Source organism: Paenibacillus sp. VTT E-133280 (genome assembly GCF_002264385.1).
Lineage (GTDB): Bacteria > Bacillota > Bacilli > Paenibacillales > Paenibacillaceae > Paenibacillus_AQ > Paenibacillus_AQ nitricinens.
In genome coordinates this window covers 27,438-41,788 of record NZ_NFUX01000029.1, presented here as the reverse complement: position 1 = coordinate 41,788, position 14,351 = coordinate 27,438, and the positions used below count along the sequence as shown (strand labels likewise).

Annotated in this window: 8 protein-coding genes; 7 read left to right on the top strand and 1 reads right to left on the bottom strand. The window is 40.7% G+C overall.

Translation table 11 applies throughout. The features are described from left to right. The first annotated feature begins 121 nt into the window (after nucleotides 1–121). The 4 genes from CA600_RS14475 to galU all read left to right on the top strand — a co-directional run bounded on the left by CA600_RS14475 (nucleotide 122) and on the right by galU (nucleotide 7,100). Nucleotides 122–1,231 carry a S1C family serine protease gene (locus tag CA600_RS14475; protein ID WP_256989854.1) on the top strand — a complete coding sequence of 370 codons (1,110 nt, stop codon included), beginning with the start codon at nucleotides 122–124 and terminating at the stop codon, nucleotides 1,229–1,231. A gap of 27 nt (nucleotides 1,232–1,258) precedes the next feature. Beyond that, nucleotides 1,259–3,172, top strand: a complete 1,914-nt coding sequence (locus CA600_RS14470) for a stalk domain-containing protein (RefSeq protein ID WP_094870848.1) — start codon at nucleotides 1,259–1,261, stop codon at nucleotides 3,170–3,172. Between the two features lie 206 nt (nucleotides 3,173–3,378). After that, entirely contained in the window at nucleotides 3,379–5,901 is a 2,523-nt protein-coding gene (locus CA600_RS14465) for a DUF3656 domain-containing U32 family peptidase (RefSeq protein WP_094870846.1), read from the top strand. Between the two features lie 311 nt (nucleotides 5,902–6,212). Next, complete coding sequence (gene galU, locus CA600_RS14460) at nucleotides 6,213–7,100, top strand: UTP--glucose-1-phosphate uridylyltransferase GalU (RefSeq protein ID WP_042131276.1); 888 nt, start codon at nucleotides 6,213–6,215, stop codon at nucleotides 7,098–7,100. 72 nt (nucleotides 7,101–7,172) lie between these two features. Here the strand turns inward: galU and CA600_RS14455 are convergent, their stop codons facing one another. Further along, on the bottom strand, nucleotides 7,173–9,926 hold the full coding sequence (locus tag CA600_RS14455; protein ID WP_094870844.1) for an O-antigen ligase family protein: 2,754 nt from the start codon (nucleotides 9,924–9,926) through the stop codon (nucleotides 7,173–7,175). 234 nt (nucleotides 9,927–10,160) lie between these two features. Here CA600_RS14455 and CA600_RS14450 point away from each other — a divergent pair, with 234 nt between their 5' ends. From CA600_RS14450 to CA600_RS14440, 3 genes are read left to right on the top strand one after another with little or no spacing between them, the layout of a single operon-like run. Further along, nucleotides 10,161–11,549 carry an ABC transporter permease gene (locus CA600_RS14450; protein ID WP_094870842.1) on the top strand — a complete coding sequence of 463 codons (1,389 nt, stop codon included), beginning with the start codon at nucleotides 10,161–10,163 and terminating at the stop codon, nucleotides 11,547–11,549. A gap of 23 nt (nucleotides 11,550–11,572) precedes the next feature. Then, a complete protein-coding gene (locus CA600_RS14445; RefSeq protein ID WP_094870840.1) occupies nucleotides 11,573–12,796 on the top strand; it encodes an ABC transporter ATP-binding protein in 1,224 nt (407 codons plus the stop codon). Further along, on the top strand, nucleotides 12,793–14,349 hold the full coding sequence (locus CA600_RS14440; RefSeq protein ID WP_179281622.1) for a methyltransferase domain-containing protein: 1,557 nt from the start codon (nucleotides 12,793–12,795) through the stop codon (nucleotides 14,347–14,349). The genes CA600_RS14445 and CA600_RS14440 overlap by 4 nt, the downstream gene beginning before the upstream one ends. The last annotated feature ends 2 nt before the right edge of the window (nucleotides 14,350–14,351 follow it).

The window sequence follows — 14,351 nt, the reverse complement described above, 5'->3', positions numbered from 1 at the left end:
AAAGACTCCTTTAACGCCGTGGGCGCATTGAAGGTGTCTTTTTTCAAATTATATAATGTAAAATTTATCCATGTGCAGAGAGAGGGTCTGGTGAAGGTTGATGAGGATTGGGGAGAAGCTGGTGAAGAAAGGATTGGGCCTGCTGTTATGTGGTGTGTTGCTGTCAGGAGTATGGAGTGAGTCGGTTTATGCGTTTGGTAGTACGACTAAGAAGGTTAGCACGGCGACGACAACCCAGAAAAACAAAATCAAAAATTCTACAGCAGCTGAAGACCCTGTCCCAGGGATTATTAGAAGTATCACCCCCTCCGTAGTGGGCATTATCGGCAAAGACGATAGTGGCGGGAATAGCGGACCGGATGATCGGTACAATCTGACGCATGGCTCTGGCATTATTGTGAAGTCGAACGGATGGATCGTAACCAATGCACATGTCATCAAGGATCTGCAGAATGCCTTGGTAGTGACGTCAGACTCCAAAACCTACAGCATTAAAGAAACATATCTCGATGAAGTTAGTGATTTGGCCCTGATCAAAATCAATGCAACCTCCCTTAAACCTGCAAAGTTTATTCCATCGACCAGCAAAACCGTTGTTGGTGAGAAGGTAGTGGCCATCGGAACACCGATTAACTTTTCTCTAAGGAATTCAGCGACGGTAGGGGTTATAAGTGGCCTTAACCGTGAAGTAGCTGCGGCTTATCGCCTGATCCAAAGTGATACAGCAATTAATCCCGGAAATAGCGGAGGCCCGCTAGTGAATATGAAGGGCGAAGTGCTGGGAATAAACAGCCTGAAATACTCAGCGGTGGGTGTGGAGAATATGGGCTTCTCTATACCGGCGGATACCGTGCAGTATATTATGAACCAGCTTTTTAAGTACGGTGAAGTAAAACACCCGAGTCTTGGACTGGAGTTAGAGCCGAGTTGGTCCTCGATTGTGGGCTTGCCAACGCTTGATCCACTTACCGTAACAAAAGTGATATCTGCTGAAGCACGCAAGGCGGGTGTTGCCGAAGACGATGTCTTGTACAGCATTGACGGCCACCGTGTGGTCTCACTAGTTGATATTAATGAATTGTTCAAAAGCTATTCTCCGGGTAAGACGGTACGATTGGTTATGCAAAGTGATGGGGATATTGTCGTCCGTAAGGTCGTGCTCACTCAGGGTGATCCCCTGTTAAGTGAAGACAGTTCTGGAACAGATGGGGACGAGCATACGGAAGAGTGATCAGGAAACTTGAGAGGGGGACGGTAAATGGGCTTTAAAGTTTTAACACAAGGATTGTGTGCGATGCTGGCTTTATTATTGCTATTTTTTATATTACCGATACAAACCGCACGGGCAGCAGAAACAGAGAAGCTACAGCTGAGTCTTAAAGTTGGCAGTACTTCAGCTACGGTGAATGGTAAGAAGGTGACTATCGAGCGGCCTTATATGGAGAACGGAACGGTTATGGTACCGCTCGGGGTTTTTAAAAAGACATTTGGCAGCAAGGTTTCCTTAGAAGGAAATGATATAGTGAAAGTAACGTACGGCTCTCATACAGGGTTAATGATGATTGGTAGTATTAGTGCCTGGAAGGATGAGACTAAAGTTAAACTCACCTCCGCTCCTCAGATGGTTTCAGGTGTGTTGATGGTGCCGCTGCGTTTTGTGGCCAGCATCCTGGGTGCAACTCTTTCCCAAGGTAACGGTGGAGAACTCGTCATTACCTTAGTTCCTGCAGATAATGAAGGCGATGTGCCAGTGGATACTGGTATTGATAGCGATGTGGGGAAGACGCAAATTGGGAACAGCTATTTTCGATGGACACTAAATTATCCGTCTGGATTGATTGCTGGAAATAGCGGTGGTGATGAGAGTGTGGCTACTTTCTCCAGTACGGACAATCTTTATTATTTGGAGATTCATGCAAGTGATCAGGCAGTTGCTGTTGATGCAGACGGGTTATTAGAACAACTAGTCCGGGAAGTCGAGTTAGGCGGTGAGCTGATATTAGATCAGGAGTCGTTTCCGAAAGCCTCTGTACCCTATGCACGATTGGTCAGTAAAGATTCCAGCGGAGCACTCTGGGAAAGCAGGCTGATCTATGTTGAAGGTAGACTTTACGAGATGTATTTGACCGATGAAAAAGCCACTCATTATAAAGACTTAGCCAAATATGCAGGATTGCTGGGCTCTTTTCGACCCTCTTTTGACACTAAGGATAACAAAATCCGTGATCTCTCTACCGTAAAGAATGGCTTAAGTGAAGCCTATAATGAGGACTATGGCATCTCACTACAGGTTCCTGCTGCTTGGACTAAGGATGACCAGCATTTCTATTATGAAAGCAAACAAGGAAGTCATTTGAGTGTGGCGATTACATCGGCGCCTGCTGGTTCTACACTAGAGAGCTGGGCTGAAGAGTTGAAGACAAAAAAGCAAGAGAACTTTGTATCGGACGCTTATGTTTTTAAGGACAGCATGAAGTCTGAAATCTCCGGCGTACCTGCGCAAATAAGTGAGACACAGCTGAGTTTTGGCAACGGTTGGACGACAGAATATCAGGCACTCGTGCTCAAGAACGGGTATCGGTATTATTTTGAATATGTGACACCTGCTGGACAAGAAGAAGATAAGGCCAAGTTTAAAGCCATTATATCCTCGATTGATATTGATTTTGATCACATGAAGGAGAACTTCGGCCGAATCGCTAGTGATGATTATAAGATAATCAAGAATAAAACGATAACCAAAGTATCCAAAAGATACGGCTATGCCATCGACATTCCACGTTTATGGACACCCAATCAAGATGTATTCGAGACACAACTGGTAGAGTATCGGTTCATCGGAGGACGTTTCCAGATCAACTCGAAACCTGAGGACTCATTCGATTATGCTGTAAATATGCTCAAAGATTCTTATCAGAATAAAAATAATGATCCTAAAGGTCCTCACATTGAAAGTATAGTGGAGTCTACCTTTGCTGGTGTTCCTGCTACGACCCTTACTGTGCATCAAATCAAAAATGGTGTTCCTCTCCGCAGTAAGCAAGTTGTTTTTGGCAAAAATGAGGTGGTCTACACGATTACTGTTACGCTGAATGATGCCAATGCTACTGCAGAACAGCAAGCTTTGTTGGATAAAACGCTCCAGTCGTTTCGGTTTACGGGGAATGAGTAGTTTAGGGATGTTTGGAGTTCTTTACTAACTAATAGTAGAGTGTAATTCAATTAGACGAGAACGTCCCTGTAGCCAAAATGGCGTGGGGCGTTCTTTTCTTTATATAAATGTTGGTAAACACATGGCGCTGAGATGTGATATTTGATACAATTATCAAGTTAATCAACTAGAAATGACCCGCCACATGGCGGTTTGGGAGGATATAAATGAAAGAGCAACAAATACGCAGAGAAGACGTGGAGCTATTGGCACCTGCAGGTGACTGGGACTGCATGCGTGCGGCGGTAGCGAACGGAGCGGATGCTATCTTTTTTGGCGTAGAGAAGTTTAATGCACGGGCGAGAGCGAACAACTTTCGCATGGACGAGCTGACGGAAATTATGGCGTTTTTGCATAGTTATGGTGTGAAGGGTTTCCTGACCTTTAATATACTGGTTTTTGAAAATGAATTGACGGATGCTAAAGAACTGATTGACGCTTGTGTAGATGCTGGTGTGGACGCAGTGATTGTCCAGGATTTAGGTTTGGTCAAAATGATTCGTGAAATCTCACCAGACTTCCCGATTCATGGATCGACACAGATGACGATTACTTCCCCGGAGGCGGTCGAGTTCACTAAGCCTTTCAGCTTGGAACGTGTGGTACTCGGTCGTGAGAACAATCTGAAACAAATTAAGACGATTGGGGAGCAAGCCCGTCTGCCGATGGAAGTATTTGTGCACGGTGCCTTGTGTGTGTCTTATTCAGGTCAATGTTTGACTTCCGAAATGTGGGGCGGACGTTCCGCGAACCGGGGAGAATGTGCTCAGGCTTGCCGTCTGCCTTATGATCTGATGGTGGATGGCGAAGTTAAACCAATGGGTGATGTGACTTATTTGCTCTCCCCTAAGGATTTGGCAGCTATTGATCTTATGCCTGAGCTGATCGAGGCGGGCGTAACTTCTTTTAAAATCGAAGGGCGTCTCAAGACCCCAGAATATGTTGCGAATGTAGTTAGTAAGTACCGTAAGGCAATTGATCGGTATTTTGATGGCGATATGTCCAAACCATCGAAGGAAGAAGTTCGTGAACTGCAACAAAGCTTCTCCCGCGGTTTCACGCATGGTTTCCTAGATGGAACGAACAATAAAAAGCTCGTAGACGGCACTTTCCCGAAAAGCCGGGGTGTATATCTCGGAACAGTTGAACAAATTCTTCGTGACGGCGTAGTCTGCCGTATTCATGCACCGCTTAAGCGCGGAGACGGAATCGTGTTTGATGCAGGGGATCCGACGAAAAAAGAAGAAGGTGGACGTGTTTACGATCTTCGTCGTAAAGGTGTGAAGCTCGAAGGTGAAGCAGGAGAAGGCTGGATCATCGACATCGTAGCGGGTCGTAATGATGTAGACCTGCGCCGTCTAAATGTTGGTGACCGCATTTGGAAGACGAATGACCCTGCGCTAGACAAGGCGCTACGTCAGACGTATGAGACTGAGAAGCCGTACCGGGTATTCCCGGTACATGTGCGAGTGCAAGGCTGCGTCGGCGAGAAGCTGACCACTTGGTGGACGGACGTTCAGAAGAACGTTACCGTCCGTGTGGACTCGGAGCTCGCGCTGGAAACCGCGCAAAAGCGTCCGATGGATACCGCGCTGCTGGAAGAACAATTCGGCCGCCTGGGCGGGACCGTGTTCCAGCTTGATGCGCTAGAGTCGCATCTGCAAGGCGACGTGATCGTCCCTATGCGCGAGCTGAACAGCATCCGCCGCCAAGCGGTGGAGCTGCTTGCGGGCGAGCGCCCGAAACCGCCCGTGTACGTGAAACGGGCGATCGAGGTCTACGGCGACGCTACCCGCAGGGGCGTCGCTCCGCAGCGCGCTGGTGAAGCGGAGCTCACCGCGCTGTGCCGCAGCCTGCCGCAGGTGCAGGCTGCGCTCGAGGCCGGCGTGAGAAATATCTACGCCGACTTCGAGTTTATCAAGCAGTTCCCGGCAGCGGTAGATGCGGTACGGGCTGCAGGGGCCAGCATCGCGCTGGCCACGCCGCGCATTCATATGCCGGGCGAGAACGGCTACCACGCCAATATCCTGCGCTTGCAGCCTGATGCCGTGTTAGTACGCAACACAGGCGCGCTGTATTATTACCTGCGCCGCCGCCAAGAGCAGCCTGATGCCGTGCATCCACGCCTGATCGGCGATTTCTCACTGAATATCGCCAATCATAAGGCAGTAGACCTGTTCCTGGAGGCAGGCTGTGACATGGTAACACCATCCTATGACTTGAACATTCAACAGATGGTTGACCTGCTTGAGCACAGCGATACTTCTCGTATGGAGATCGTAATCCATCAGCATTTGCCGATGTTCCATACAGAGCACTGTGTATACTGTACCTTCATGAGTGAAGGCACAGACTTTACGAACTGTGGCCGTCCGTGTGAAGAGCATCGCGCTTCCCTGCAAGACCGTATTGGAATGTCACATCCAGTTCGTGTGGATGAAGGCTGCCGTAATACCGTTTATAACGCAGTTGAGCAATCTGGTGCGGAGTATTTGAACAATTTCCGTGATCTAGGCGTATCCTCGTACCGCGTGGAGTTCCTGGAAGAGACACCAGAGCAAGTTGCTGAAGTAATTAGTCTCTATAGCCGCGCCCTACGTGGTGAGATCTCTGGTACGCAGGTATGGAAGAGCTTGAAGGCTACCAACCAGCTGGGGGTTACACGGGGGCAATTGGTTAACGCGAAGTAATAAGGGTTAAAGGAATAGGGCTAGGTGACTACCAGAGGATGCTGGAGTTGCTTGGCCCTTTTTTATTGATACGATCTCGTCCTCCTAATGATTTGCATATACTAGATAATATAGTGAGTGTTAGAAAAGTGTTTGAACTTACGATGAACGCTTTATAATTCCTTCTCCCCGGGTCTGATTGGAATTGATATACAAAAATAACAAACTCTCTGACATTAGTCCGCTATAACTGCTATAATTGAAGGAAGTATGTAATTTTACTATACAGAGTATTTTAGATGGAAGAGTAACCGACAGAAGGAGTTAATGTGATGAAGATCCGTAAAGCCATTATCCCCGCTGCAGGTCTTGGTACCCGTTTTTTGCCTGCAACCAAAGCAATGCCTAAAGAAATGTTACCAATAGTAGATAAACCGACGATCCAATATATTGTCGAAGAAGCAGTTGCTTCCGGAATCGAGGATATTATTATCGTGACGGGTAAAGGTAAACGTGCGATTGAAGACCACTTTGATAATTCTTTTGAACTGGAATTTAACTTAGCTGAGAAGCAGAAGTGGGAACTTCTTGAATCCGTTCGTAAATCCTCTGAGATGGCTGATATCCATTACATTCGCCAAAAAGAACCAAGAGGTCTCGGTCACGCGATTTGGTGTGCACGTAAATTCATTGGAAATGAGCCATTTGCTGTTCTGCTAGGTGATGATATTGTTGAGTCGGAGAAACCCTGTCTCAAACAGATGATGGAAGTATATGAGCAGTACAAATCCTCTATTGTAGGTGTCCAACCTGTGCCTTGGGAAGAAGTTTCCCGCTATGGATTGGTGGATGGAACTGAGTTGGCTGAGCGGGTCTATAAGGCCAATCGCCTTGTAGAGAAGCCGAAGAGAGAAGATGCTCCTTCTAATCTAGCGATTCTAGGAAGATATATCCTGACTCCACGCATCTTTGATATGCTTGGTGAGCAGCAGGTAGGTGTAGGTGGAGAAATCCAGCTGACGGATGCCATTTCCCGCTTAAGTGAAGTGGAGCGGATTATAGCTTATGACTTTGAAGGCAAACGCCATGATGTTGGTGAGAAGATGGGCTTCATTCAGACCACTATTCATTATGCACTTCAGCATGAAGAGCTTAAAGATGACTTACTTCGCTATATGAAAGAGCTTGTAGATAGCGAAGTTGCTAAGGCTGGATTATAGGTAGGACTTATATTATCGAAAAAAGTGCGCCACTGTTGTTACAGTGGCGCACTTTTATGATTTCTTTCTTTTTTAAAATTGTGAATTTGCGATGGCTTCGATCTGTGCTGCTTCCGCAGGATCAGCTGCGATCAGCTTATCATAAATTGTTTGATCTTCATTGTTTGATTTCTTCAATGTAGCAAGATACCAGCGAGCAATTTCACGATTGGTTGCATCTGTAAAATCTTGGCTTAAGGCCGGTTTCAAGATGGAGACTGCATTTTGTAGCTGTCCAGACATATAATGCATTTTTCCTACCTTCAGTTTCACATCTGGAGCAAGAGTCTTGGAAAGTTCATTATCCGCAAGTACCTGATTGTAGGCCAATAGCCCAACGGCAAAGCCAGCTTTCATATTTTCTAATCTATCTTCATTATCTTGTTGTGCGTAAGCCGCTTGTCCTAAATCAAAAGAACGGCTGATGAGTGAACTGTACCAATCAATATTCCATGGAGTTTCACTATTCATAATATCCGTGTAATTAGGATCCGAATTAAGCTTCAGAGTTGTCTTGGCTGCATCCTCTTGTCCGGATAAAAGTTGCATTTTGCCAACGTTTAAAGCGATAGTTGGCGTTACTGAGAAAGGACGCCCTTGCAGTTGTTCTGGTGGAAGGGTCTTCAGATGTTCTATTCCAGCAAGAACATGATTATATGCTTCTTGAGCTTCATTGAAATACGCTTGTTTCTTTGTCTCATCCTTTTGATTAAGTGCTTGTTGACCTAATGCAAGGGAACGGCTGATGAGAGTATCATACCAACTAATATCCCAGTTGAACTTATCAGCATTATCACGGTAAACACCGTATGCAAGATCATTTTGACCTTTTAGGTCATAATAGGTTACTAATTGAGTTAAAATATTTTTGTTGTATGGCTCGTCCTCTAGTGCTCGTGTCAGTACACTATAAGCCTCATTTAGAAATTGTTCATCCTGATTCTGCTTGAAGACCTGTAGATCTAACGAGGATAGGTACAAGACTGATTCTGGATGACCTGGACGTGTTTTTAAAGCCTCAGTTAATGGTTTCTTAATTTCCTCGTAAGAATTACTAACCCCGATTAGATTTTTACCCTTTAGGGCTGCATTACTGGAACCAATATAGCTAATCGAGAGGAATATCAAGAATACAGTTCCTACTGTGAGAACAGCGGAATATCCAAGCCGCAAACCAGTTTTATTCCAACTTTTACGTAGCTTTTTACTATCCATGACAACTGCCATTCCCGCCAGTCCAAGGAAGACGAGTATTCCCATAAAGGCATAACTCATATTGAAGTCTAGTAGACTGTGCACAAGAATAGATAGAGCAATAATTAGATAAAAGAAGCCATTCTCAAAATCATTTTTATCCCGTTTCATATACCCACGGATATATTTATAGAAAATATACAAAATGAATCCCATAAATACGATGAAACCAAGGATCCCAACTTCTATTAAATATTGTAAAAAGAAGTTATGCACCTGTCGGCTAGTGTAAGGGTTGTTTTGATAGTGCTCATATAATGAGGACCATCCACCACCACCAGCACCAAGAATCGGATAATCCTTAACTACCTTCATCGCATCTTTATAAAAAGTAATCCGCTCAAGAACACTATGTTGCTGGAAGTTGATGTTCTCAAGACGAGTTGCCATATTGCTAGGTAAGATATTTTTTGCGCTTGTACCTATTAGAAGGAAAGCTACAATTCCGACGAGTGCAACAGAACCAAGTGGAATCCATAGACCTGTCAGTTTACGCGACGACCAATTGCTAAGCTTCTTCTCTAGCCAAGGAGCAACAAACCTCTGAATGACCCAAGATACTAAAGCTACAGCCAGTGAAGCTCCAAGCAGATATCCCCAACCTTTCAAGGCGCCGGAAGAAGTGAAATTAGTATTTAATTCTAATCCTAGGTTAGTCACTGGAGTCGTAATGAGTAACGAAGCAATACCAGCGACACCAAGATGAACAATCCAGAGAATTTGCTGTGCAGGTTTCAGGAATAGCAGCAGCAATATAAATACGACAGGTAGCAATACAAGACCACCACGAGATAATGTTAATAAAACTGATACAATGATGGGAACTAACATAAAGCTATGTGTGACCGTTCCATACCATTTTTTAGAGCGAATAAGAGCAAATATAGCTACAAATAGAAAGGCCATCAAGAACGCTGCGTAGGTATTTGCATATTGAAAGATCGAAGTCAGACGAAGTCCGTTAGAGTCCTTCATTACTGCATCTAAGTAGATATTATTTCTTACGGTGTTTGAGAACCAACCCACTAGAGCTCCCGCTAGTTTGTTACTCCCCAACCAATTTAGTAGTCCAAACCCTACTATGAAATAAGCAATTGCTAGAATAGCATTTTGAATGACAACATTTACTTGCTTTTGCTTCAAGAGATAAAAGGCTATAATGAAGACTGCAACATACATGCTCTGAATAAACAACATATTCATCGCCATATAATGCGAAACTGCGACAAACAATGATAGAGCATAAGTCAGAGGCAGTAATATTGAAGCTGAAGCTACTAAGTCCCTCTGTTCATCTAGTTTGAATTTTTTGTAGTATAAGCCAACGCAGACTAGCAGCAAAAGTCCACTTACTAGTGCTGACACATATATAGGCTTCTCGAAGTCTAACTGCTGTCCGTTAAATAATCCCACTTGAAATGGGGCCCAACATAAAAATAAAATAAAAGTAACAACCAAGGCCCATATCGGACTTGCTGTCTTTTCAACATTTCTCGACTGAGCGGCGTTTTTACCGTATACTGGTTTCGACACGTTATAATCTCCTTTTCCTGTAGGTACGACAATATTTTAGCATAATCATAACTTCTATTACTACTAATACGAAATGAATAAGTGAGATGAGATAAAATATTGTTTTTTTACCATTTATGAATTTTTATACCATCTACCTTAATTTAGTTAGATAGAACGGTGTGTCTTCAAATATAGTTAGCTTTAAAATTAGAAAAAAATCAAAATTTTCCTGATAATTGAAGGGGTATACGAATGAAATTCAGAAAAATAATACTTGCAGTAATGGGGCTTATCTTAGTGGTCTTATTCTTTAATATGTTTACTGCATATCAAAAAAATGAAACCAAATTAACTCTTGAGGTTCAACTGAATTCTAACCAGCCTGATGATTACCAACTATTTTATATTCTGAATAAGGATCAGGAATGGACAGAAGAACAATCACTTCATCAAAACTATGAGCAAAAAGGAGACTGGGTAAATCTCAAGTATGATTTACCTAAGAATATATACTCCCTTAGATTAGATATGGGGAATCAAAAGGCTATAGTTAAGATTAAAGATGTTACGTTAAAAGGTAACTCAAGTGTAAACATCTCACTTAATGAACTAATAACTCAAGAGCATGGAGTGAAAATAACAAGCCAGAAAGAAAAACAGATAGAAAAACAGATAGAAAAACAGATAGAACTACAAGTACTTGATTCAGATCCGTTTGTGGTTTTAGATATTAAAGCACATCGGGATGCCGCAATAGAGGGAAATAGTTTTCTGAATATTGCATTGGTCTCATTAAGTAGTGTGGTTGCAACTTTAATTAGTCTGTATGTTATTAACTCCATTAAAGAAATTTATAAATTTATGAAAGAGATATTTATGGGGAGAAAGCTGATTTTCAGCTTAGCTAAAAATGATTTTAAAACTAAATATGCGTCATCCTATTTGGGGATAGTCTGGGGGTTCATTCAACCACTACTAACCATTGTAACTTACTGGTTTGTATTTCAGGTAGGGTTACGAAGTGGTAGTGTATCGGATGTTCCATTTATTTTGTGGTTTATAGTTGCCATAATCCCATGGTTTTTCTTCTCAGAGGCTCTATCTAGTGCTACAAATGTGTACACAGAGTATAGTTATCTTGTCAAGAAGGTTGTATTTAAGATTGAACTTCTTCCTATAGTAAAGATTATATCTGCTTTATTCGTACATTTATTTTTCATTTTATTTATATTTGTTATGTATACAGGATATGGATATTACCCTGATTCATACAGTTTTCAGATGTTATATTATTTAATTTGTACAATCATGCTTGTCTTTTCGGTATCGCTAGTCACATCTGCAATTGTGTTGTTTTTTAAAGATTTAAATCAAATTATAATAATAATTTTGCAAATAGGTTTCTGGTTCACACCTATTGGATGGTCATACACTATGCTACCGAATTTTTGGAGTAATGTTTTTAAATTAAATCCAATGTTTTATATTGTAGAGGGCTATAGAGATACTTTTATTTATGGGGTTTCCTTTATAGAACATCCCTACTATACTCTTTATTTTTGGATGTTCTGCTTAACTGCACTTGTAGTTGGAATTAAGAGCTTGAAAAAGTTAAAGCCTCATTTTGCAGATGTAATATAAAGTTGTAAAGGTGGAGTGAAGTTTTGAATGAGATAATCGAAATTCAAGATGTTGTAAAATCTTATAAATTATACGATAAACCCATAGACCGCCTGAAAGAGGCACTATCCATATCTCATAAAACTTATCACAAAGAATTCAAAGCTCTTAACGGTATCTCGTTTAATGTTGAGAAGGGAGATGCTCTCGGGATTCTAGGTAAAAATGGATCAGGTAAATCAACACTGTTGAAGTTAATAACTGGAGTCTTATCTCCTTCAAGTGGGTCTATACAAGTAAAGGGGAAGATATCTGCAATTTTGGAGTTAGGAGCTGGATTTAATCCGGAGTACAGTGGTAAAGAGAATGTGTACTTAAATGGTCTGATGATGGGCTTCAGTCGTGAAGAAATTGACATCAAAATGAATGATATAATTGAATTTGCTGATATTGGTGAATTTATTGAGCAACCTGTAAAAATTTACTCTAGCGGTATGTTTGCGAGGTTGGCTTTTGCTGTTTCTATTAATGTAGAGCCTGATATACTAATTGTTGATGAAGCCCTTGCTGTTGGAGATGTACGTTTTCAAACGAAATGTATTGATAAAATGAAAGAGTTGAAGAGTAAGGGGACAACAATATTGTTTGTATCCCATGCAACTGAGCAAGTGAAGAGATTCTGTAATAAAGCAGTATGGCTTAAGGATGGTATAGTGCAAGCATCAGGCGAATCATCTGAAATTGCTGATCTATATGAAGATTTCATGAAATATAATACTGAACATAGTACGGAAACCGTGATTAACAATGAAAATGAGCCAATCCCAGTCGTGCAACAAGATGATTTTATTAGACCAACCAATCCCGATGTATTAGCGTCGATTACAAAAGTAGAACTAAACAAGAATAACTTTAAGACTTTTGATGAGCTAATAGTGGAAGTTGAATATGAAGTCTATGAAGATGTCATAGAAGACTTATTATTGGGTGTAGCGATTTATACCCCGGATCGAGAATATATATTCGGGCCAAATACACACTTGGAAAAAATTGATATTCCGAATAAATTAGGTAGACATAGAGTTAAATATATTATATCTAGTTTACCGTTACTTGGTGGGACTTTCTGTATAGATGTAGGGATATTCAACAATGAAGGAATAGTATGTCTACACTATAAAGAGAATATTGTGGACTTTATTATAACAAATAAATATATCTCTGAAGGGCTAATATATATGAACCATAGATGGGAAGTGTCAAAATGAAAAACACTCTCTTTGATCAGTATCAAAGATATAATAATATTCGGAAAATTATTAATGAAATGCGATGTGGAGATGAAAGTTTCCGTATTCTTGAAGTTGGTGCTAATGAACATCGTAACTTAGAAAATTTCTTGCCTATAGATAAGATAACCTATTTAGATATTCAACTACCGGAAGAACTACAACATGATCCGAATTATATTCTCGGCGATGCAACAAATATGGAATTCCCAGATGATGAGTATGATGTAATTGTTGCATTGGATGTATTTGAACATATCCCGTTGGAAAAGCGAAATCAATTCATTGATGAATTATATCGTGTGAGTTCACAAGTGTGTATTATTACTGCGCCTTTTCATTCAGAACAATCTATAGATGCGGAATCAAGAGTGAATTCAGTCTATAAGAGTTTATTTAAAAAGAATTTTATATGGTTAGAAGAACATATGGACAATGGACTTCCTAATAAGGACTCTCTTAAAGAATATCTCGAATTAAAAAATATAAAATATATGATGATTGGACATGGAAGAATAAGTATTTGGGAAAAGTTGATGGGGATTCACTTTTTTGCCGCGAAGAACCCTGAATTGGCTGTCTATCGCCAAGAAATTGATAGATTTTATAACTCCCATATATTTGATCATGATTATACAGAAGATTCCTATAGAAAAGTTGTTATTTTAGAAAAAGGAAGAAATCTAAACTTATCATTTAAGACATCTTCAGAAATTCCTTCAGAAACATTGCAAACGTTAGAAATGATGGAACACACATTTTATAATCTTTGCTCAATGATAGGTGGAGATAAAGAAGGGGATTTATGTGTAGATAAAGTTCAGATCTTTATAGATTCTGGAGCTGGTTTTACAGAGTCAGATAGTGAGAATTTTCAATTTAACGATAAAGAATTAATGAAGTTTATTACAGTCGATCTTCGTGATTTTGAAGTGATTAAAAGTATTAGAATAGATCCTTCAGATTACTGTGGCTTTTACAAAATTGATAATCTCAGACTTATTGGGGCTAATAATGATACTGAGATAAAATATCAAGTGTCAGGTAATTTTGATATTAAAAAATCTAATGTTTATTTGTTTGAAAAAGATGATCCAAATATAATATTGAATTTTGAATCTGAAGTGGATATAGTGCGCATTGAATTCTATATATCGAAATTATCTATAACTGAGATTGTGAATCAATATGTGAGTATGTCAGTTAGTAAAGAAAATGAAATTACGTCTATAAATAGTGAATATAAGCAGCAATTAGAGATGAAAGAAGCGAATGAACAAGTATTGAAAAAAGAAAACGAAAATTATCAAAGAATGAATGAAACTCTCGTTGATGATTTAGCGGATAAAGGTAGGTTAAATGAAAAATTAAATGATGAAATTGAGCATCTAAGAGCAGCAAATATCTTATATGAAACAGAAAAACAAAAGTTGATTCAGGAACTGGAAATAAAAGAACATGAGTTAAGTAGTATTTATAAATCCAAAGCTTGGAAATTAGTTATTAAGGCAAGAAAAGTATTAGGGAAATAACA